21 protein-coding genes are annotated in these 20,037 nt (G+C 62.8%); 11 read left to right on the top strand and 10 right to left on the bottom strand.

The genetic code is table 11. The annotated features are described in order from the left end of the window. The 4 genes from NKI50_RS20710 to NKI50_RS20695 form a co-directional block, all read right to left on the bottom strand. Window positions 1-359, bottom strand: a 359-nt coding sequence (locus tag NKI50_RS20710; protein ID WP_352717444.1) for an ATP-binding cassette domain-containing protein, incomplete at its 3' end; no start/stop codon positions are given. Continuing rightward, entirely contained in the window at window positions 356-1,186 is an 831-nt protein-coding gene (locus tag NKI50_RS20705; RefSeq protein ID WP_023722306.1) for an ABC transporter permease, read from the bottom strand. The genes NKI50_RS20710 and NKI50_RS20705, both read right to left, overlap by 4 nt. Then, on the bottom strand, window positions 1,183-2,169 hold the full coding sequence (locus tag NKI50_RS20700) for an ABC transporter permease (RefSeq protein WP_352644027.1): 987 nt from the start codon (window positions 2,167-2,169) through the stop codon (window positions 1,183-1,185). The genes NKI50_RS20705 and NKI50_RS20700 overlap by 4 nt, the downstream gene beginning before the upstream one ends. Window positions 2,170-2,451: 282 nt before the next feature. Continuing rightward, window positions 2,452-4,062, bottom strand: coding sequence for an ABC transporter substrate-binding protein (locus NKI50_RS20695; protein ID WP_352717442.1), 1,611 nt, complete (start codon window positions 4,060-4,062; stop codon window positions 2,452-2,454). 364 nt (window positions 4,063-4,426) lie between these two features. Here NKI50_RS20695 and NKI50_RS20690 point away from each other — a divergent pair, with 364 nt between their 5' ends. Next, on the top strand, window positions 4,427-5,614 hold the full coding sequence (locus NKI50_RS20690; protein WP_352484965.1) for a M24 family metallopeptidase: 1,188 nt from the start codon (window positions 4,427-4,429) through the stop codon (window positions 5,612-5,614). Between the two features lie 12 nt (window positions 5,615-5,626). On the opposite strand, the gene NKI50_RS20685 is transcribed toward NKI50_RS20690, so the two are convergent. Genes NKI50_RS20685 through NKI50_RS20675 form a run of 3 tightly spaced genes read right to left on the bottom strand, consistent with a single transcriptional unit; the run spans window position 5,627 to window position 8,110 of the window. Continuing rightward, on the bottom strand, window positions 5,627-6,046 hold the full coding sequence (locus NKI50_RS20685; RefSeq protein ID WP_023722310.1) for a cupin domain-containing protein: 420 nt from the start codon (window positions 6,044-6,046) through the stop codon (window positions 5,627-5,629). Between the two features lie 16 nt (window positions 6,047-6,062). Then, window positions 6,063-6,902 (bottom strand): phosphoenolpyruvate hydrolase family protein, encoded by an 840-nt coding sequence (locus NKI50_RS20680; protein WP_352643877.1) that lies wholly within the window; start codon window positions 6,900-6,902, stop codon window positions 6,063-6,065. 11 nt (window positions 6,903-6,913) lie between these two features. Beyond that, on the bottom strand, window positions 6,914-8,110 hold the full coding sequence (locus tag NKI50_RS20675; protein WP_352643878.1) for a Tm-1-like ATP-binding domain-containing protein: 1,197 nt from the start codon (window positions 8,108-8,110) through the stop codon (window positions 6,914-6,916). Between the two features lie 107 nt (window positions 8,111-8,217). On the opposite strand from NKI50_RS20675, the gene NKI50_RS20670 reads away from it, so the two are divergent. The 8 genes from NKI50_RS20670 to NKI50_RS20635 all read left to right on the top strand — a co-directional run bounded on the left by NKI50_RS20670 (window position 8,218) and on the right by NKI50_RS20635 (window position 15,475). Continuing rightward, window positions 8,218-8,913 carry a TetR/AcrR family transcriptional regulator gene (locus tag NKI50_RS20670; protein ID WP_023722313.1) on the top strand — a complete coding sequence of 232 codons (696 nt, stop codon included), beginning with the start codon at window positions 8,218-8,220 and terminating at the stop codon, window positions 8,911-8,913. 359 nt (window positions 8,914-9,272) lie between these two features. Continuing rightward, complete coding sequence (locus NKI50_RS20665) at window positions 9,273-10,589, top strand: ABC transporter substrate-binding protein (RefSeq protein ID WP_023722314.1); 1,317 nt, start codon at window positions 9,273-9,275, stop codon at window positions 10,587-10,589. A gap of 74 nt (window positions 10,590-10,663) precedes the next feature. Beyond that, window positions 10,664-11,569 carry a carbohydrate ABC transporter permease gene (locus NKI50_RS20660; RefSeq protein ID WP_023722315.1) on the top strand — a complete coding sequence of 302 codons (906 nt, stop codon included), beginning with the start codon at window positions 10,664-10,666 and terminating at the stop codon, window positions 11,567-11,569. A 1-nt stretch (window position 11,570) separates the two neighbouring features. After that, entirely contained in the window at window positions 11,571-12,530 is a 960-nt protein-coding gene (locus tag NKI50_RS20655) for a carbohydrate ABC transporter permease (protein ID WP_023722316.1), read from the top strand. Continuing rightward, complete coding sequence (locus NKI50_RS20650; protein WP_023722317.1) at window positions 12,527-12,748, top strand: hypothetical protein; 222 nt, start codon at window positions 12,527-12,529, stop codon at window positions 12,746-12,748. The genes NKI50_RS20655 and NKI50_RS20650 overlap by 4 nt, the downstream gene beginning before the upstream one ends. Further along, window positions 12,745-13,848 (top strand): ABC transporter ATP-binding protein, encoded by a 1,104-nt coding sequence (locus NKI50_RS20645; RefSeq protein ID WP_352484972.1) that lies wholly within the window; start codon window positions 12,745-12,747, stop codon window positions 13,846-13,848. Before NKI50_RS20650 ends, NKI50_RS20645 begins: the two co-directional genes overlap by 4 nt. Next, the gene (locus tag NKI50_RS20640) at window positions 13,848-14,951 is read left to right on the top strand and encodes an ABC transporter ATP-binding protein (protein ID WP_023722319.1); all 1,104 of its coding nucleotides are present in this window, start codon (window positions 13,848-13,850) and stop codon (window positions 14,949-14,951) included. The genes NKI50_RS20645 and NKI50_RS20640 overlap by 1 nt, the downstream gene beginning before the upstream one ends. 242 nt (window positions 14,952-15,193) lie before the next feature. Further along, the gene (locus tag NKI50_RS20635; RefSeq protein WP_023721992.1) at window positions 15,194-15,475 is read left to right on the top strand and encodes a hypothetical protein; all 282 of its coding nucleotides are present in this window, start codon (window positions 15,194-15,196) and stop codon (window positions 15,473-15,475) included. A 12-nt stretch (window positions 15,476-15,487) separates the two neighbouring features. On the opposite strand, the gene NKI50_RS20630 is transcribed toward NKI50_RS20635, so the two are convergent. Continuing rightward, window positions 15,488-16,468: an AraC family transcriptional regulator gene (locus NKI50_RS20630; protein WP_023721991.1), complete on the bottom strand. Its 981-nt coding sequence runs from the start codon at window positions 16,466-16,468 to the stop codon at window positions 15,488-15,490. Between the two features lie 91 nt (window positions 16,469-16,559). Here NKI50_RS20630 and NKI50_RS20625 point away from each other — a divergent pair, with 91 nt between their 5' ends. After that, a complete protein-coding gene (locus NKI50_RS20625) occupies window positions 16,560-17,783 on the top strand; it encodes an MFS transporter (protein ID WP_352483637.1) in 1,224 nt (407 codons plus the stop codon). Window positions 17,784-17,883: 100 nt separating this feature from the next. Here NKI50_RS20625 and NKI50_RS20620 read toward each other — a convergent pair whose 3' ends face one another. Next, on the bottom strand, window positions 17,884-18,231 hold the full coding sequence (locus tag NKI50_RS20620; protein WP_352495522.1) for a GFA family protein: 348 nt from the start codon (window positions 18,229-18,231) through the stop codon (window positions 17,884-17,886). A gap of 119 nt (window positions 18,232-18,350) precedes the next feature. Between NKI50_RS20620 and NKI50_RS20615 the strand changes: the two genes are divergently transcribed. Next, window positions 18,351-19,646 carry an amidase gene (locus tag NKI50_RS20615; protein ID WP_352642624.1) on the top strand — a complete coding sequence of 432 codons (1,296 nt, stop codon included), beginning with the start codon at window positions 18,351-18,353 and terminating at the stop codon, window positions 19,644-19,646. Between the two features lie 14 nt (window positions 19,647-19,660). Here the strand turns inward: NKI50_RS20615 and NKI50_RS20610 are convergent, their stop codons facing one another. Further along, window positions 19,661-20,032, bottom strand: coding sequence for a hypothetical protein (locus tag NKI50_RS20610; RefSeq protein WP_352642626.1), 372 nt, complete (start codon window positions 20,030-20,032; stop codon window positions 19,661-19,663). Window positions 20,033-20,037 lie beyond the last annotated feature (5 nt).

The raw sequence follows: 20,037 nt of genomic DNA, 5'->3' as shown, positions 1-20,037 counted from the left end.
ACCCCCCTCCCCCCCGGCCCCCCTTTTACCTGGGCGCCGCACCACGCCGCCCGCGCCGCCCCCCCCCCCCCCCCCTGCCCCGCCCCCTCTTGCCCCCCCGCCAAAGAGGGGGGTGTCTTGGCACCAGACATTGGCGGCGGGCGCAAGAGCCAATCGATGCGGCCTTCGATCCTGGCAGAACCCGGCAGCAGCCCGGCAATGGCAAGCGCCAGCGTGCTCTTGCCCGAACCGCTCTCGCCGATGATGGCAAAGCGCTCGCCGGCGGGAATGTCGAGGCTGACACTCTTTAGTGCCGTCACCTCGGAGCCATCGCGGCGATAGGTCACCGTCAGATTGCGGATCGAAAGCAGCGCCGTCACGACAGGCCCCTCCTCACCGCCGTCGTCTCGACGACGCCTTCGCCGGCGAGATACACACCTAGCACCGTGAGCACGAGTGCTATTCCCGGAACGATCGACAGGAACGGCGCGGTGCGCAGCACGGCACGGCCTTCGGCGATCATGCCGCCCCAGGTAACGCGGTTGGGGTCGCCGAGGCCGAGAAAGGACAATGCCGCTTCGGTGAGAATCGCCGCGGCGACGATCACCGACGACAATGCCAGTACCGGCGGCAATGCGTTGGGCAGCACCTCGCGAAAGGCGATCTCCAGCGGATGCATGCCGATGACGCGGGCGCCCGCTACAAAATCGCGCTCGCGGATCGACAGCACTTCGGCTCGCGCCACGCGTGCCGGTCCGGTCCAGGCGCCCAGTGCGATCGCCGCGACGACGACGCCGAGCGACGGCCCGACGATGCTGACGAAAGCCAAAGCCAGCAGAAAAGCTGGCACGGTCTGGAAAGCGTCGGTGATGCGCATCAGCACTTCGTCGATAAGGCCGCCGGCAAAGCCGGCCAGCGTGCCGATCACTGCGCCGACGGCAAGGGCGGCGGCGGCGGCCGCCAGGCCGACCGCCAGCGAGGTGCGGGCGCCGTGGAAAAGCTCGGCCAGCATGTCACGGCCGAGGCGGTCGGTGCCTAGTGGTAGCGACCAGTCCTGGAACGGTGGCAGCAATGCCGGCCCGGCAATGGCCTGCGGATCGCCGGGAAAGAACAAAGGTGCGGCAAGCGCCACGGCAAACAGCGCCGCCAGGATGACAATGCCGGCGATCGCTTCCGGCGTCCGGAGAAAACGGCGAAGCGGGTTCACGCGCCGGCCTCATTGGCTCCGACGCGCGGATCGAGGACGGCGTAGGCGATGTCGACGAGAAGGTTGATGATGACGACCAGAACGGCGCTGACGAGAATGATGCCGAGCAGCAACGGCGTGTCGCGTGCCGCCACCGCTTCCTGCGCCAATCGGCCAAGGCCTGGCACCGAAAAGACGCTTTCGATGACGACGCTGCCGCCCAGCATTTGCGCGGACTGCAGGCCAAGCATGGTGACCAGCGGCAACAGCGCGTTGCGGGCGACATGGGCGAGCACGACGCGACGGCGGGAAAGTCCCCTGGCGCGAGCGGCGAGGACAAAATCCTGCCGCCAGACCTCGGCCATGCCGGCGCGCATCATGCGCAGATAGAGCGCGAGATAAATGAAGCCGAGCGCGGAGACCGGCAGGACGAGATGGCGGGCGATGTCGCCAGCGCGATCAAGGCCGGTCCTGGCCGAGGCGATGCTCTCGATGCTGCCGATCGGAAACCAGCGCAGGTCGACGGCAAAGACGATGATCAGCACCAGCCCGAGCCAGAAGCCCGGTATGGCATAGACCGCCAGCGAGCCGATAGACAGGAAGCGATCACGGACGCTGCCGGGTCTGGCGCCGGCATAGATGCCGAGCACCGAGCCGAGTCCGAAGGAGAGCGCGGTGGCGCTGCCCATCAACAGCAGCGTGTTGGGCAGGCGCTCGGTGATGACATCGCGGATCGGCCGTGAAAAGGTGACGGACTGGCCAAGGTCGAGATGCAGCAGCGCCCAAAGGTAATTGGCCAGCCGCGTCAGCTCAGATTGGTCGAGCCCCCAGCGGTGACGCAACAGCTCGATCATGCCGGCGTCGCCGCCGGTCGAGACGATGTAGGCATCGACCGCATCGCCGGGAGCGGCTTCGAGCAACAGGAAGGTGCCGATGACGACAATCAGCAACACGAAGATGCTGCCGACGAGGCGACGGCGAAGGAGGGTGAGGGCGCGGCTCATGGCGGCGCCGGGTGCTTGGCGCAGTGGCAATTAGGAGATGCGGTGTTTCTTCCCACCCCCCTCTGTCCTGCCGGACATCTCCCCCGCAAGGGGGGAGATCGGATGTCATTAGCGATTTCGCCAATCTTCAACGCAGCAGGCAAATAAGCCGACGTTGCGGCCAGCCAATCTCCCCCTTTGCGGGGGAGATGTCCGGCAGGACAGAGGGGGGTGTGAAGGAACTCGGTATTTGACCAAGTTTCCACACGGATTTCGGCGCGAATTTTCATCCGCCAGAATGTGTCACGATTCTAAATAGGTGTCCGCCCAGTTCGACACCGCCCAGCGCGGGGTGTTGGCGATGTTCTTGACCGTATCGCGGGCGACGCTGATGAAACTCCATTCGGCGACGTTGATCAGTGGCAGGTCGGCGGCAACTTTTCTCTGGAACTCCTTGTAGAGTTCGGTGCGGGCGGCGGTGTCAAGCGTCTCCGATGCCTTGGCGATCAGAGCGTCGAGATCGGCGTTCTTGTAGCCGCCCTGGTTGGAGAAAGGCACCCCGTCGGGAATGCCGCTCTGCACCAGGATGGTGGTCGAGATCGCCGGATCGCCGCGGAACACCGGCGGCCCGACCGCAAGGTCGAAGGCGTGGTCGGTGTAAACCGCCTTGATATGCGCGGCAGAGTCGTTGTTGATCAGCTGGGCGTCGATGCCGATGGCGGCGAGCGCCTGACGAAGATAGTCGCCGAACTGCTTGGTCTCGTTGAAATAGGGCGCCGGCAGCAGTTTCAGCGAAAAGCGCTTGCCATCATCGCCTCGGCTGTAGCCGGCCTCGTCGAGCAAGGCGTTGGCCTTGGCGACGTCGAAAGCATAGGTCGGCACGTCGGCGGTGTAGAATTGCGGGTCGTTTTTCGGCACCGGGCCAGTGGCGGTGGCGGCATAGCCGAGAAACACCGTCTTGACGACGAAATCCTTGTCGATAGCGTGAGCGATCGCCTGGCGCACTTTCAGGTCGGCCAGCTCCTTGCGGCGATGGTTGATCTCGACGACCAGTTGGTAAGTCAGCCCTTCGTATCCTTTGGTGATCACCTTGAGGCCGGGCACTTTGGAGATGCGGTCGAGATCGGCCAGGGGCACGGCGGAGAAGGCGGCGAGCTGGATCTCTTCGGCCTCGAGCGCGCTGGCCGCCGACGTGCGGTCCGGCAGCACCTGATAGATGATCTCATCGAGATAGGGCTCGTCCTTGCCCCAATAGTCGGTGTTCTTCTCCAGCCGGTAATATTCGCCGGGCTTGTATTCGGCAAATTTGAACGGTCCGGTGCCGACCGGGGCGTTGTTGGCCGGGTTGTCCTCGATCTTTCCGGTCTCGTAGATGTGCTTGGGCACCACGCTGCTCAGCGCCGGCAAGGCGTTGCGGATCAGCTGGAACGGGGTCGGCTTGGCGAATTTGAACACGGCGGTCGCCTCGTCCGGCGTGTCGACCGCCTCCAGATCCTTGAACACGGTGCGGCCGAGATTCTGCAGCGGTTTCCAGACCTGCAGCGCCGAGAAGGCGACATCGGCGGAGGTGAAGGGCTTCCCGTCATGCCATTTGACGTCCTCGCGCAGTTTGAACGTCACCGACAGGCCGTCGGCGGCGCCTTCCCAACTGAGCGCCAGCCGTGGCTCGAGCCCGTCCTTGCCGCCGAAGGAGGCCTCGGCCAAGGTTTCCACGATCTTGCTCGAGATGAAGAAGACGCCGTTCGAGGCGACAATCGCCGGATTGAGATTGCGCGGCTCGGAATCAGCGGCGACAACCAGTCGTCCGCCCTTTTTCGGCGTCTGCGCCCAGCCGATCGTCGGCATGGCGGTGGAGGCCAGCAGCAATGCCGAACCCGCAAGCATCGTACGCCTGGAAATGGTGAACTCTGGCATGATCGAACTCCGTCCTCTCCGCGACCCGGCCGGGTGCGCCGTACCCCTCGGACGCTCGTGAGCATCCTGCAAAGCTGATTATGGCCCTTGTCCGGGGTTTCGCCAGAGACGGAATTGGCGCATCCTCACGTGGCTTTGAAATTTCCGTCCGCTGGACCAGTTACAGGGAAGCGGTCCAATGCGCTGATCTGGCCGGACCAGATTAGACCATGCCGGTAGCGGAATGAGCTTTTGGCGCCCGCTCGACCCATTCTGGCTGGACCAGACCGGGCAAAATGATGCAGATTTGAGGGGAGCCAAGGCTCTAAAACCAGAAAGGCCGGCGCCACGTGCGGTCGGTCATGGCACTTCAGGGAGAGAGACAATGAACGTTGCTCCGGGCAAGAATGTCGTCGGCAGCGTGCCGTTCGACCAGGCCAGGGTGGACGGGCTGATGGAGGAAGCCGGCATCGACGTGCTGCTCGCCACCTCCAAGCACAACACGCAATATCTGCTTGGCGGCTACAAGTTCATCTTCTTCGCCGCCATGGATGCGATCGGCCATAGCCGCTATCTGCCTGTCGTCGTCTACGAGAAAGGCGGGCCGGAGCATGCCGCCTATATCGGCAACCGCATGGAGGGCGGCGAGCACCAGAACCATCCGTTCTGGACGCCGACACTGCATGCCGCCTGCTGGGGCACGCTCGATGCCGCCAACCTGGCGGTCGAGCATTTGCGGAAGATCGGCAAGGGCAATGCCCGCATTGGCATCGAGCCCGCCTTCCTGCCGTCCGACGCCTATATGCTGATCCGCAACGCGCTGCCGGACGCCAAGCTGATCGACGCCACGCACATGCTGGAGCGCATGCGAGCAATCAAAACCGAAGCCGAGCTGGAGAAGCTGCGCATTGCTTCGGAGCTGATCACCGATTCCATGCTGGCGACCATCGGCTGGGCACGCGAAGGCACAACCAAGAGCGAGATCATCGAACAGCTCAGGCGCGAGGAGACCAATCGCGGCGCGCATTTCGAATATTGCCTGTTGACGCTAGGCTCCAGTCACAACCGCGCGGCCTCGCCGCAAACGTGGAAGAAGGGCGAGGTGATGTCGATCGATTCCGGCGGCAACTACCACGGCTATATCGGCGACCTTTGCCGCATGGGCGTGCTGGGTGAGCCTGACGCCGAACTCGAGGATCTGCTGGCCGAGATCGAGACGGTGCAGCAGGCGGCCTTCTCCAAGGTAAAGGCGGGCACGCTGGGCGGTGACATGATTTCTCATGCCGAAGGCGTGCTGAAGAAATCCAAGGTTGCGGCCTATACCGATTTCTTCGCGCATGGCATGGGGCTGATCACGCACGAAGCGCCGTTCCTGATGACCAACCATCCGGTGACCTATGAAGGCACCTATGCCGCAAAGCCGCTGGAGAAGAACATGGTGCTTTCGGTCGAGACGACCATGCTCCACCCGACGCGCGGCTTCATCAAGCTGGAGGACACGGTGGCGGTGACCGGCGCCGGTTACATTATGTTCGGCGATCGGGGTAGGGGCTGGAACAGGGGCGGGGCTTAGGCGCCGTCTATCTCAATTCCCACCTGACGGCAGCAGCCTGAAATCCGGCAGGTCGCGCAGTGCCAATTCCGGCCCGGCCGGCGAATAGACGACGAAAAGCTGCATCGGCGCGTCGCCGGTATTGAGCGTCGAATGGAAGCGGCTTTCCGGCACATAGATGGTGCAACCGGGGCCGACCTTCTCGACGACCGGATTGCCCTTCTCGTCTTCGACCATCTGCTCGCCATTGCCTGAGATGACGAAAATGATCTCCTCGGCACCCGGATGGTTATGACGCGTATGGCCCTTGCCCGACGGCAGGTCGACGACACCACCGGAAAAGCGCTTCGCGCCGTTCACTTCGGGAGCGACCGTCAGCGACAGCCTGCCCCAGTCGAAGCCGAAGGCGCTGACGTCTTTTGGGTATACGAACACCTTGCTGTTGTCGGTCATCGTCTCACCCCTTCTTCTACGCAGCGCCGAACGTGACGGCCTTGAAATCCGCCGTTTGCCTGGCGATCGAAGCTTCCGCCGGCAGCCGTTCCATCGAACTCGCGCCGTAGAAACCGTGCAGGCCCTTGCAGCGCTCGAGAATATATTTGGCGTCGTCCGGCATCGAGATCGGCCCGCCATGGCAAAGCAGGATGATATCCTCGCGCACTGAGCGTGCCGCTTCGGCAATGGCGTCGATCTCCTTCACACAATCGTCCAGCGATTTAGCCGAGGTCGCACCGATCGAACCGCCGGTGGTCACCCCCATATGGGCGACGACGATGTCGGCGCCGGCATGTGTCATGGCGCGAGCCTCGTCTGGATTGAAGACGTAGGGCGTGGTCAACAGGTCGAGTTTGTGAGCCTCGGCGATCATGTCGACCTCGAGCCCGAAGCCCATGCCGGTTTCTTCAAAACTCTGCCGCATCTGGCCGTCGAACAGGCCGATGGTCGGAAAGTTCTGCACACCGGAAAAGCCCATCGTCTTCAACTCGGCCAAAAGCAGCGGCATGATGACGAAGGGATCGGTGCCGTTGACGCCGGCCAGCACCGGCGTCTTCTTCACTACCGGCAGCACTTCGTAGGCCATCTCCTTGACGATCTCGTTGGCGTTGCCATAGGCGAGCAGGCCGGCGGCCGAGCCGCGCCCGGCCATGCGGTAGCGGCCGGAATTGTAGATGATGATCAGGTCGATGCCGCCAGCTTCCTCTGCCTTGGCCGACAGGCCGGTGCCGGCACCGCCGCCGACGATCGGAACGCCGTCCGCGATCATCTTGCCGAATTTCTCCAGGATTTTCTTGCGCGGTATGGCGGCCATATCTTGGTGTCTCACTGTCTGGCGATGTCGAGGAAGGCCGTTGTGGCGGCCCAGGCGAATTCGGGGTCGTTGATATGCAGCGGCAGGCGCAGAACGCGCCGCGTTTTGGCGGGTTTGATGGTGCGCTCGATCGCCTCGAACAAAGCTGCATCGGCTTCAGGGTCGAAGAAGGCGCCGCCTTCGATGTCGAGCGCCGACACGCCTTTCTCCGGAATGAGGAAACGAACCGGACCCTGGCAGAGGCTCAGCCTTGTACCGATCCATTCGCCGATCATTCTGCTTTCGTCGGCAGCGGTGCGCATCAGTGTGACGTTTGGATTGTGCTCGTAGAACAGCCGCCCGCGATAGCGTTCCGGAATCGTCGACGGCGCCCAGAAATTGACCATGTCGAGCGCGCCGACCGAGCCGACATAAGGCAGCCCGGTGCGGGCGATGGCACCAAAGCGATCGTCCGTCGCCGGCAGCACGCCGCCAAACAGCAAGTCGCAGACTTCGGTCGTGGTGATGTCGATGACGCCGGACAACAAGCCGCTGTCGGCCAATTTTTCCATGGTGCGGCCGCCGGTTCCAGTGGCATGAAATACCATACAGTCATAAGTCGAACGAAGTTCGTCGGCGATGGCGGTCACGCACGGCGTGGTGACGCCGAACATGGTGAGGCCTATCGAGGGTCTGCCGTCGGCCGGCGGCGCCGGCTTTGCCGCCATGCCTGATATCGCCTGGGCGGCATTGTGGAGCACGACACGGGAAAGCCGGTTGAGGCCGGCCATGTCGGTCACCGACGGCATCATGACGATGTCGGAGACGTCGACATAAGGCGCGGTGTCGCCGGAGGCCAAGGTCGAAACCATGATCTTGGGCAGGCCGAGCGGCAGCGTGCGCATGCCTGTGGTGATGATCGAGGTGCCGCCGCCACCGCCGATGCCGATAATCCCGGCAATATCGCTACGCGATTGAACAAATCGGGCAAAGGCGGCAGCCATCGCCGCCACTGCGGTGCCGTGGTCGTCGACGCCGAGCACGGCATTGCGACCCTCTGAATGGTGGCTGGCGACCTCGTCTGCCGAAACATCGACCGGCACGGTCGCGCCGCGTGTTCCGATGTCGACACGGGCAATCGAAGCGCCGGTTGCGGCGACCGCATCGGCCAGAAAAGCGAGTTCCTCGCCCTTGGTGTCGGCGGTGCCCACCACATAGATGCGCTTCATCGCGTTTCCCCGGTCCTGGGCGTGTTCGACGCTGCCGTCCCTTTGCCCGGCCATTCGACGGCGCGAAGGGCCATTGCAATTTTTTGAGACGCGCGTATCGTATTGACATGAATGTCTCACGTCAACAAGCGGCAACGGACGACGATGCCGGCCAGGGGCCGAACCCGCGGGTAGAGCGCGGGGCCCGCGCGCGCACCAGGCGGCTGATGCTGGAGACGGCGACAAAGCTGATGCAGGCGGGCGCCACGCCGTCGGTCAGCGAGGTGGCGGAGGCGGCGGAAGTCTCACGCGCCACCGCCTATCGGTATTTTCCGAGCCAGGCGGCGCTGGTGCAGGCGGTGGTCGATGAGGGGCTCGGACCGATCCTTACCTGGAAATCGAGCTCTGCCGATCCCGAGCGCCGGGTGGCCGAGCTGTTCGAGACCGCCATGCCGCGCATCGAGGCCTTCGAAGCGACGTTCAAGGCGGCGCTGAAACTGTCGCTCGACCAGTGGGCGCAGCGACAGGCAGGCACGTTTGACGGCGAACCGGCGTTCACGCGCGGCCATCGCGTCGATCTTTTGAAAGATGCGATTGCGCCACTCAAAGGCCGGTTGCCGCCGCGCGAATTCAAGCGGCTCGCGCAGGCGCTGTCATTGATCTTCGGTGTTGAGATGCTGATCGTACTGAAGGATATATGGGGATTGGACAGCCGCAGTATGATGTCGGTCGCGCAATGGGCCGCCAGCGCGCTGGTACGCGCAGCTGTGACGGAATCGATGATTGAAGGAGATGGGATCGCACCGATGACAGCCGCTAGATGACGCCAATCTGGTTCGACCAGATTTGCGCCCTGCCTACTCATACTATTGGCGATGCAGCGGCCGAGGCAAGGCCCCTATGTATCAAGGAGTAGGAAAATTCAGGGAAAACAGGCAGATATCGCAGAAACCAACTTGTCTGCGTGTCCGCCACCGTCCAAGAAAGGGCTTGACGTTCGTCTGAAATTGGTAATACCAGATCAGGACAAATAAAGCGGATCAAAGGGTGAAGGCTAATATCCGTTTCGGTCGAACGAGGAGGCTCAAAAACCGGAACGGTGCCGTCACGGGAGGACTACCAGGGCCGGCCTCGCCGCCGGCTCGCATGACGCGGTAGAATGCGCACAAGGGAGGAAATCATTATGCGCAAGACAATGACCAGCTTGCTTGCTGGTATCGGCTTAGTGCTAGCCTGCGGAACGTCCGTCTACGCGCAGGAAAAGGAACTTACAATCTTCTGGGCGGAATGGGATCCGGCCAATTACCTGCAGGAACTCGGCAACGAGTACGAGAAGGAAACCGGCGTCAAGATCACGGTGGAAACCACACCGTGGCCCGACTTCCAGACCAAGGCCTTCACCGAGTTCAACGCCCATGGCGACGCCTATGATATGGTCGTCGGCGACTCGCAATGGCTCGGTGCCGGCTCGACCGGTGGCCACTATGTCGACCTGACCGACTTCTTCAACAAGCACAAGGTCGGCGATGTGATGGCACCGGCGACGGTGAAGTACTACGCCGAATATCCGGGCGGCAGCAGCAAGTACTGGGCCATCCCGCTTGAAGGCGACGCCGTCGGCTGGTCCTATCGCAAGGACTGGTTCGAGGATCCGAAGGAAAAGGAAGCCTTCAAGGCCAAGTATGGCTACGATCTCGACGTACCGAAGGATTTCAAGGCGCTGCGCGACATCGCCGAGTTCTTCTATCGGCCGGACCAGAAAAAATACGGCATCGCCATCTACACCGACAATTCCTATGACGCGATGGCGATGGGGTTCGAAAACGCGCTGTTCTCCTTTGGCGGCGAGCTGGGTGACTATAAGACCTACAAGGTCGATGGCTTCATCAACTCCGACAAGGCGATCGCGGCGCTCGACGCCTACAAGGAACTCTACAAGTTCACGCCTCCGGGCTGGGCCAAGTCGTTCTTCGTCGAGGACAACCAGGCGATCACTGAAAACCTGGCGGCGATGAGCATGAACTACTTCGCGTTCTTCCCCTCGTTGATCAACGAGGCGTCGAACCCGAACGCCAAGAACACCGGCTTCTTCGCCAATCCTCCCGGCCCGAACGGGGACCAGTTCGCCGCACTCGGCGGTCAGGGCATCTCCATCGTTTCCTACTCGCAGAAGCAGGAAGAGGCGACCAAGTTCCTGGAATGGTTCATCAAGGACGAGACCCAGAAGAAATGGGCAGCGCTCGGCGGCTACACCTGCAGTGCCGCCGTGCTCAAGTCGCCCGAATTCCAGAACGCCACGCCCTACAACAAGGCGTTCTACGAGACCATGTTCAAGGTCAAGGACTTCTGGGCGGTTCCGGAATATGCCGAACTGCTGCAGCAGCTCAACCAGCGCATCTATCCCTACATGATCGGCGGCGAAGGCACCGCCAAGGAAACGCTGGACGCACTGGCAGCCGACTGGAACGCGACCTTCAAGAAATACGGCCGCGGCCAATAAGTATGAAGCTTCACGGAGGGGGCGTTCGTGCCTCCTCCGTTTCTTTTTCTGATTCTTGAACCGGGAGCAGGGTCTTGGCGACCACGATGATCACCACGCTGGACAGGTCCTCGCGGGCCGCTGCTCGCGGTCTAAGCGACATTTCGATCCGCAATCTCTTCATCATCCCGACGATCCTGTTTCTGATCGTCTTCAACATCTTCCCGCTGATCTATTCGCTGGGCTATTCGTTCACCGATTTCCGCGCCTCGACCAGCGCGGCGGCGAATTTCGTCGGGCTGCAAAACTATCGCGACCTGCTCAGCGATCCCTATGTCTGGTCCAACTTCGCCATCACCGCAAAATACGTCATCATCTCGGTCGCCGGCCAGCTGCTCGTCGGCTTCGGCGTGGCCATGCTGCTCAACCGCGACATTCCGCTCAAGGGCCTGCTGACGACGCTCCTGTTGTTGCCGATGATGCTGTCTATGGCCGTCGTCGGCCTGTTCTGGAAACTGCTCTACGATCCGTCCTTCGGCATCATCAATTATGCGCTGGGCCTCGGCACCTTCGAATGGCTGTCGGATCCGAAAATGGCGCTCTATGCGGTCGCGCTGACCGATATCTGGATGTGGTCGCCCTTCGTCATGCTGTTGTCGCTGGCCGGCCTGTCGGCCGTGCCCAAGCATCTCTACGAGGCCGCCGCGATCGACAGGGCCGGGCCGTTCTACACCTTCTTCCGCATCACGCTGCCGCTGGTCGCGCCGATCCTGATGATCGCGGTCATCTTCCGCACCATGGAAGCGTTCAAGACCTTCGACCTCGCCTATATCCTGACCAGCCAGCCGACGGCCGAGCTGATCTCGATCCGGCTCTACAAGATGGCGTTCCAGGAATGGCAGACCGGGCGCTCCTGCGCGCTCGCCTACATCGTGCTGATCATGGTGCTGGCGATCACCAACATCTATGTCAAATACCTCAACAAGGTGAAGGAGCGCTGAGATGGCCGCAGTCCGCACTTCTTCCGAAATCACCTTCAACCGGGTCGCCATCGTCGCCGTCCTGCTGGTGACGATCATCTTCCTGGCGCCGATCTACTGGATAGCCTCGACGGCGTTCAAGCCGCGCAACCTCGCCACCACCATTCCGCCGACGGTGGTTTTCCAGCCGGAGATATCGCCCTTCGTCAAGTTGTTCACCAAGCGTTCGCAGCTGCGCAGCCCGCCATCACCGGAGGAGTACGCGGCTGCGCCGTGGTGGGAGCGCGTCGTCTTCAATGGCGGCGAAAAGATCGTGCGCGACGGCAAGGGCCAGGTGCAGTGGTCGGGCTATCCGAGCCGTTTCATGAACTCGCTGATCGTTGCCATAACCTCGACCGTCCTGGCCGTCGGCATGGGCACCTTCACCGCCTATGGGTTCTCGCGCTTCAAGGTGAAAGGCGAGGCGGACCTGCTGTTCTTCATCCTGTCGACGCGCATGCTGCCGCCGGTGGTTGTCGCCATTCCGATGTTCCTGATGTACCGGGCGGTCGGCCTCAACGATTCCCATGTCGGCCTGATCATCCTTTACACCGCCTTCAACCTGTCCTTCTCGGTGTGGCTGATGAAAGGCTTCATGGACGAGATCCCCAAGGAGTATGAGGAGGCGGCCCTCGTCGACGGCTATACGCGCATGGAGGCCTTCTTCAAGATCGTGCTGCCCGAGGCCGCCACCGGCATCGCCGCCACCGCCGTGTTCTGCTTTATCACGGCGTGGAACGAATATGCCTTCGCACTGATCATGACCAGCCGCCGTGCCCAGACGGCGCCGCCTTTCATTCCCAGCCAGGTCGGCGCCGGCCTGCCGGACTGGACGGTGATTGCCGCCGGAACCTTCCTGTTCCTGCTGCCGGTTGCGATCTTCACCTTCCTGCTCCGCAACCATCTGCTGCGCGGCATGTCCTTCGGAGCGATCCGCAAATGAGTTTTCGCGACATCAATCAGAAATATCTCGAACCGGGCAGCCAGGTGCTGATGGTGCTCGGCATCATCGCGCTCTGCCAGCCATGGCACATGCTGCTGCACAGCTACGGCGTGACCATCATCCTGATCGGCCTGATCGGCTTCAACATCACCTCCAAGATCGCGCCGGAGGAGAAGGCCGGCACCGGGCAAGGGGCAAACCCGGGGGCACAGCATTGACCCAGATCGAGCTTCGCGGCGTCCAGAAATATTTCGGCGCCGTCCAGGTCATCAAGGACCTCAACCTGAAGATCGACGATAACGAGTTCATCGTGCTGCTCGGCCAGTCGGGCTGCGGCAAGACGACGACGCTCAGGGCCGTTGCCGGACTGGAGACGATCGACGGCGGCGACATCCTCATCGACGGCAAGCCGGTCCAGCACCTCAAGGCCGCCGACCGCGACATCGCCATGGTCTTCCAATCGTTCTCGCTCTATCCGCATATGAGCGTCTACGAGAACATCGCCTTTCCACTGAGGGCGACGCGCAAGAGCAAGGCCGAGATCGACAGCGAGGTGCGCTCGGTCGCCAAGACGCTGCAGATCAGCGATCTCCTCGCCAAGAAACCATCCGCCCTGTCGGGCGGCGACATGCAGCGCGTCGCGATCGGCCGAGCCTTGGTGCGGCGGCCGAAGGCGATGCTGATGGACGAGCCGATCGGCGCGCTCGATGCCAAGCTGCGCGAGGAGATGAGGGCCGAGATCAAGCGGCTGCACATCAAGCAGGGCTCGACCAGCATCTACGTCACTCACGACCAGATCGAGGCGATGAGCCTCGCCGACCGCATCGTCATCATGCATGAGGGCGTACTGCAGCAGGTCGGCTCGCCGGACGAGGTCTATTCGCACCCGGCGAATCTTTTCGTCGCGCAGTTTGTCGGCAGCCCGGTGATGAACGTCGCCGACGCTTCGGTGACCGAGAAAGCCTCGTCGGCCTCGGTCACGGTCGGCGATGCGGCCGCCGGCTTCGAATTCCCGCGCACCTTGCTGTCGAAGCTCAACGGCCATGCCGGCGGCCAGCTCGCGCTCGGCATCCGGCCGGAAGGCGTTCTCGTTCGCCGCGAAGCCGCCGAGGGGTTCTTGCCGGTGGAGACGCAGATCGTTGAGCCGCTCGGCTCCTTCGATATCGTCGACCTCAAGGTCGGCTCCAAGATGCTGCGTGCACGCACCAAGAGCGGCTTCATCGGCGGCCCCGGCGAAAGGGTCTTCGTCAGAATCGATCCCAGCCAGGCGCATTTCTTCGACACGGCGAGCGGCAAATCGCTGGGAGTGAGACTCTGATGGCCCACATCCAGCTCAAGAACATTTCGAAGAAATTCGGCAACCACACCGCTTTGACCGGGCTCGACCTCGACATCGCCGACGGCGAGTTCTTCGTCCTGCTCGGCGAGACCGGCGCCGGCAAGACGACGACGCTGCGCATGATTGCCGGCCTGGAAAAACCGAGCGAAGGCCAGGTCTTTATCGACGGCGTCGATGTCGCCGATTGGGGCGCGGCCGAGCGCGACGTGGCGCTGGTGCTGCAGCAATATTCGCTCTATCCGCGTTATACGGTGCGCGAAAACCTCGAATTTCCGCTGAAGCCGAAGATCCGCCGGTTGCCCGATGCCGAGATCAAGGATCGTGTCGACCGCGCTGCCAGGACACTGCGGATCGAGCATCTGCTCGACCGCAAGACCGACCGGCTTTCAGGCGGCGAGATGCAGCGCGTCTCGATCGGCCGCGCCATCGTGCGCAAGCCGCGGGTATTCCTGATGGACGAGCCGTTGTCAGCGCTCGACGCCAAATTGCGCGAGGCGCTGCGCACCGAATTGAAGAACCTGCAGATGCAGCTCGGCGCCACCTTCCTGTTCGTGACGCACGATCAGATCGAGGCGATGTCGATGGGTGACAAGGTCGGCGTGCTCAACCATGGCCGCATCGTCCAGACCGGCACGCCGTACGAGATTTACAACAATCCGCGCGACACCTACGTGGCGAGCTTCGTCGGCTCGCCGCCGATGAATCTCATCGACGGCAAGCTTGTTAACGGGCGTGCGGTGATGGCACCGCTGAATTTCGAATTGCCGTTTGCGGGGGGTGCCAAGACTTCGGGGGGTGCCAAGACGGGCGCGGCGACCGACGGTCGCCCGCTCGTCTTCGGTATTCGTCCCGAGGACGTCTATCTCGAGACCGGCGCGCCGGTCGAGGCGCGGGTCCATGACGTCGAGAACCATGGCGTCGAGAAGATCCTGACGCTGCGGGTCGGCGACGCCATGCTGCGCGCCACTGTGCCGGCCAGGACCGACGTGCAGATAGAGCAGCCGGTGCGCTTTGCCTGGAACCCGGACAAGGTGGTGCTGTTCGATAAGGGCAGCGGAATAAGCCTGCGTCACGCCGGCTAAGTACAAGCCTCTTTACTGCAGCTAGAGCGGGATGCGTTCAAATTGACCGTGCATCCCGCTCTATCTCTGTTTTAGTCGCATTTGTGCGACGCCGTGTGATTCCACTTGGCTGCGAAATGCTCGAGTCTTCCCGTCATCCCCCGTACGGGGGATGCGGATGCTCCGATTTGTCGAATAGGCTGATCCTTTGGTCCCAAACGGGCTTTGAGCCCAATTTGGAGACCCAAAATGGAGGGTTGGCTATGGGAAATCTGTTCCGCAGTTTTGCTGCGATCCTGCTTGTCGCCGGTATGGGATTGTCGGCCGCACATCTGGGCGAGGCGCAGGCAGCCAAGAAAGTTGTCGCCGGCGCGAAGGTCGACGCCAAGAAGATCAAGGATCTCAACGGCACGGTCAATCTGTCCACCAGTGACTGCAAGCTGTTGTTGAGCGGCACCGTTGTCGAAGTCTCGGATGGCAGGTGCGGGGCTTCCGGCAAATATTGCAAGAGCAGCGCCGGCTCGGCCTGCATCACCGAGCAATAACCCGGCCAACGTTTAGCCGGCCTGGCGGATCTCCGCCTGTTCCTCGGCCCGGAAATGGCTGGGCGGCGATCCGATTACCCGCTTGAAGGCGCGGCTGAAGGAGGCGTCGGATTCGTAGCCGAGGCGCGCCGCGACGACGGAAATCTTGAGCCGGTCGCGGACCAGCCATTGCCGCGCCTGGTGCATCCGTACCTGCGTGACGTACTTTGCCGGTGTTTCGCCGACAATAGTTGCGAAGCGCTCGGCGAAACCTGATCGCGAGGCGCCCATCATCTTCGCCAGAGCGTCCACCGTCCAGTCGCGGCTCGGTTCCAGATGGATCGCGGCCAGCACCCGGCCGATCTCGCGGTCCCTCACCGCCGCGATCCATCCGGAAGAGTCGCCGCAGCCGCGCTCGACCCATGAGCGGATGACGGTCGCGGCGAGCACATCGGCCAGCCGCGCCAGGATGCCGCCGGAGCCGACGCGCTCCATCGTCACCTCGCGGGCCATCGCCTCCAGCAAATGCGGGATACCTGGCTCATAGGCTTCCAACTCATGCGCGCGCATCACGTCCGGCATCATGCCGAGCAAGGGGTGCAAGCCATCGAGATTGAAATACATGCTGCCGAAAAACAGCAAGGTGCCCGGACGGCAGCCGGGCACGCCGTCGTTCGACATGCAATAGACACCCTTGCAGATCTCCTCGACCTCATAGCCGTGGATCGGCGCCGCCTCGATACCCGGCTCGCTCGCCAGCGTGTGGGCTGAACCGCGCGGCAACAACACCGCGTCGCCCGCCTTGAGCTCGACCCATTCGCCGGACGGCTGCAGCAACCAGCAGCCTTTGCGACCGATGAAATGAAACCGTGCCGCCGCCTGAGCCGGAAAATGGATGCCCCAGGGTTCCTTCATCTCGCAACGGCCGTAATCGACGCCTTCGAGGCGCAATCCGCGCAATATGTCTGTCAGCGGATCACCGGTGACAGGGATTTTGGACGAACGGTCAAGCATAATGGTGTTTCTAGCATGGAAACTCCGGACAGTCACTCCCTATGTTGCACTGCAGCCAGATGCTGCGCTGCAACAAGATCGGAGATCCCTCATGACCGAACCCGCGACAGGCGTCATGGACGCCGTTCTCGACCTGACGGAAACCGGCGAACGATCCGAGCCCGCATGGGGGGCGGTGGTCTCCTTGGCGCTCGGAGTCTTCGGCCTGGTGACCGCGGAATTTCTGCCTGCCAGCCTGCTGACGCCGCTTGCGCAGGATCTCGGCATCACCGAAGGCGCCGCAGGGCAGGCGGTAACGGCCACCGCCGTCATTGGCGCGATTGCGGCGCCGACAATGGCCATTGTCACCAAGCGGCTGGACCGCAGGCTGGTCATGTGGGCGCTGACGGTGCTGCTTGTGCTGTCAAATCTGGTAGCCGCGTTTGCGTCGTCGCTTCCCGTTCTTCTGATCGCCCGTATCATGCTTGGCATTAGTCTCGGTGGCTTCTGGTCGATGTCAGCAGCCATGGCGATGCGGCTCGTTCCGATGCGGCTGATGCCGCGCGCCATGTCGATCATCCTCACCGGCGTTTCGGTGGCGACGGTCTGTGCGGCTCCGGTCGGCGCCTATGTCGGCGACATCTGGGGATGGCGGACGGCCTTCATGATCGCCGCCGTGGTCGGCGCGCTAGCGCTGCTCGTGCAGGTGGCTACCATTCCGAAGCTGCCGCCGGCAGGTACGGCAGGTTTTCGCACGCTGCTGGAGGTGATGAAGCGGCCGATGATCAGGGTGGCACTGCTGGTGGTGCTGCTGGTCGCCTCGGGACACTTTGCCGGCTTCACCTATGTCCGCCCGTTTCTCGAGAAGGTGCCCGCGCTGGACATCGAGACGATCTCGCTTGTGCTGCTCGCCTACGGCATTGGTGGCTTCTTCGGCAATTTTGCCGGCGGCTTCATGGCGGAACGCAGCCTCAAGGCAGCCGTCAGCCTGGCGCCTCTGCTGATCGCGTTTTCGGCGCTCCTGCTGCTGGTGGTCGGAGGCTCACCCGTCGTGGCTGCAATAGCGGTGGCCAGCTGGGGCTTTGCCTTCGGCGCCGTCCCAGTCGGGCTGCAGACCTGGCTGGTGCGAGCCGCCCCCGATCAGGCGGAAAGCGCCGGCGGGCTGATGGTCATGACGTTCCAGGTCGCCATCGCGTTGGGCGCCGTCTTCGGCGGCCTGCTGGTCGACAATACCGGCGTTGCCAGCGCCTTCGCCTATTGCGCGGCGGCGACGTTGCTTGCGGCACTGGCGGCGTTCTTACTTGGCCCCAAGGCGATCGACGGTCCCAAGGCCTAAAGCGCGTCGCACTCGATCGGCCTTATGCGACGCGCTTTAGATTCTTTTTTTTATGCATGTCGTTATCACAAAACCGCTGCACACTTTTGCGCGACATGCATTAGACGGAACGGCCGTCGAAGTCGAAGACCGGCACCGCGGCGACGTCCAACGCCTCGATGCAATGAATGTTGATATAGGCACTTCGCCCGCTCCCTTCGCCGACATCCTCGGCGAAGGGGTGAATGCCGCAGCTGCGGCAGAAGCGGTGGGCGATGACATGGTTGCCGAAGCTGTAGCGGCCGAGATCATCGCCCCAGGCAAGCACCCGCATGCTCTCATGCGGCACTGCCCATAGCAGTGCACCCTTGCGCGTGCAGATCGAGCAATTGCACCGTACGGCTCCGGTCAGCTCGCCTTCGACCTCGAACGCGACCTTGCCGCAGTGGCAGCTGCCTTCGTAGAGCATCGGGCCTTCCTCGTGCGGTTCGACAGGTGCAAACCCGACCGTGCCGGGCTATGTCTCCTGCGGCCAGTTTGTGGCTGCTACATTAAGACGTTGCAAGCGTGCGGAGTCCGACACCGAAAATGCAATCAGCCCGTGATCGCCTGGAAGCAATTGTTTCGCGTCTTGCTGCTCGCGTGGGCGATGAGAGCGTTTTCGCAAAGCTCTATCCTGAAGCAGCACGGGCGGCGGCCGACGCCGCCGATGCGCGGCGAAAAGCCGGCGTCACGCTCGGGCCGCTCGATGGGGCGATCACCTCGATCAAGGATCTGTTCGATGTCGCCGGCGAGCCGACGACGGCGGGCTCGCTGCTGCTCGCCACGGCAGCGCCGGCGTTGCGGGATGCCATTGTCGTGGAACGGTTGCGCCAGGCCGGTGCAGTCATCCTCGGCAAGACCAACATGACCGAGTTCGCCTTCACCGCGATCGGCGTCAATCCGCATTACGGCACGCCCGGCAATGCAAGTGATGCCCGCCGTATTCCGGGCGGCTCGTCCTCAGGCGCCGCGGTTTCGGTCGGCGAAGGCACCAGCGAAATCTCCATCGGTTCCGATACCGGCGGATCGGTGCGCATTCCGGCATCGTTGAATGGCGTCGTCGGTTTCAAGCCGACGGCGCGGCGCGTGCCGCTCGCGGGTGCGTTTCCGCTGTCGGCCACGCTGGACTCGATCGGTCCGCTGGCCCGCACCGTCGCCGAATGTGCGGCGGCCGACGCAGTGATGGCGGTCGAAAACCTGGCGGCACTGTTGCCGCTTCCGCTGGACGGCCTGCGCATCGGTATTCCGCGCGGCGTGCTGTTCGATGATACGGAGGAAGAGGTCGCGACGACGTTCGACCGGTGTCTTCGCAAGATGGAGCTTAGCGGCGCACGGCTTGTGGAGTTGTCGATCGACGACCTGCTTGTCGATCTGCGCGCGGCAACCAAACGCGCCTCGATCGCGGCAATGGAAGGGGCGGAGATCCATGCCGACTGGCTGGCGACGGGAGCGACGATGCCGGTCGACCCGCGGGTAAGCGGGCCATTGTCGCGCGCCGCCGCCATTCCGGCCACGGTCTATATCAGAGCAATGCGCCGTCGCGCAGCACTTGCCGCCGCGATGGATGACCGGCTGGCGTCGGTCGACGTGCTGGCCCTGCCGACCACGCCGATGACCGCGCCGACGATCGTCTCGATGACCGGCGACGAGGCCCTGTGCGACAGGACGGAAGGCCTTCTGCTGCGCAACACGCAGGTCGCCAACCAGTTCGATCTTTCAGCCATCTCGCTGCCGATGCCCGGAATGATGCGTCCGGCCGGGCTGATGCTGGTGGCGCGCAATGGCCATGACCACCACCTGCTGCGGATCGCCGCTGCGGTCGAGGCACTGCTTGCAAATTGATCCGATAGCGCGTGTCAGCGCGACGAGCAGTGGCCGCGCTCGTTGTCCTTGGCGGTGCGCTCGATGCTGGTGGCAACCAGCCAAGGCAGGGTGTATCGCTTGCCGTTGAAGGTCCGGGTGCGGTTCTCGATCGAGCCGACAACAACGACCTTGCCGGCATAGAGCTTGTCCGAAAGATCTTGCTGCGGCAGGCGATCGATGTCGATCGAAACGCCTTTGACGAACTTGCCGGTGTCGAGGTCGAGCGCGCTGTTCGATGGACAGGGTGCCATCACGCAGCGCAAGCCGTTGTCGCAGAACACGTAGCTGCCCTGTCCGTTGGCCAAGGCATGCGCCGCCGCCATGCAGACACTGGCGGTCAGCAGGAATTTTGTGGTGTTTCCCATACCGG

It is taken from the genome of Mesorhizobium sp. M0563 (genome assembly GCF_040321065.1).
Lineage (GTDB): Bacteria > Pseudomonadota > Alphaproteobacteria > Rhizobiales > Rhizobiaceae > Mesorhizobium.
The sequence above is the reverse complement of the archived record's forward strand: the minus strand, read 5'-3'. Positions and strand labels throughout refer to the sequence as shown.